A 1,100-nucleotide genomic window follows, 5' to 3' on the forward strand; every position below is an offset into this window, starting at 1 on the left:
GGTTGTTGGGTTGCCCGAGTAGCAGCGGGCTCGTGGAATCTGCTGTGAATCTGCCGGGACCACCCGGTAAGCCTAAATACTCAGTGTGACCGATAGTGTATGAGTACCGTGAGGGAATGGTGAAAAGTACCCCGGGAGGGGAGTGAAATAGTTCCTGAAACCATGTGCTTACAATCCGTCAGAGCACTTTTTGTTGTGTGATGGCGTGCCTTTTGAAGAATGAGCCTGCGAGTCAGCGGCATGTCGCGAGGTTAACCCGTGTGGGGTAGCCGTAGGGAAACCGAATCCTAATGGGGTGTTGTCAGTGGCGTGTCCTGGACCCGAAGCGGGGTGATCTACCCATGGCCAGTGTGAAGCAGTAGTAAGATGCTGTGGAGGCGCGAACCCACGTAGGTTGAAAACTGCGGGGATGAGCTGTGGGTAGGGGTGAAAGGCCAATCAAACTCCGTGATAGCTGGTTCTCCCCGAAATGCATTTAGGTGCAGCGTCGCATGTAGCTTGGTGGAGGTAGAGCTACTGGTTGGTTGAGCGGGACTACAATCTTAGCAATGTCAGCCAAACTCCGAATGCCATCAATTGTGTTGTGCGGCAGTGAGACTGTGGGGGATAAGCTTCATAGTCGAGAGGGAAACAGCCCAGATCGCCGGTTAAGGCCCCTAAGGGTGTGCTAAGTGGAAAAGGATGTGGGATCGCGAAGACAGCCAGGAGGTTGGCTTAGAAGCAGCCATCCTTGAAAGAGTGCGTAATAGCTCACTGGTCGAGTGGTCCTGCGCCGACAATGTAGTGGGGCTCAAGCACACCGCCGAAGCCGCGGCAAACTTTTTTTGTTTGGGTAGGGGAGCGTCGTGCATGTGTTGAAGCGTTACCGTAAGGAGGCGTGGAGTGTGTGCGAGTGAGAATGCAGGCATGAGTAACGAATTGGAAGGTGAGAATCCTTCCCGCCGGATGACTAAGGGTTCCTGGGTCAAGTTCGTCTTCCCAGGGTGAGTCGGGACCTAAGGCGAGGCCGACAGGCGTAGTCGATGGATAACCAGTTGATATTCTGGTACCCGTATATCCGCGCCCATGATAAAGCACTGATACTAACCACCGCGGATACG

At 54.2% G+C, this 1,100-nt stretch carries 1 rRNA gene; it reads left to right on the top strand.

Going from position 1 to position 1,100, the window contains the following annotated elements:
* A 23S ribosomal RNA gene (locus HMPREF3147_RS09460) occupies nt 1–1,100 on the top strand; the annotation flags it as partial.

The organism is Corynebacterium sp. HMSC05D03 (genome assembly GCF_001807205.1).
Taxonomy (GTDB): Bacteria; Actinomycetota; Actinomycetes; order Mycobacteriales; family Mycobacteriaceae; genus Corynebacterium; species Corynebacterium aurimucosum.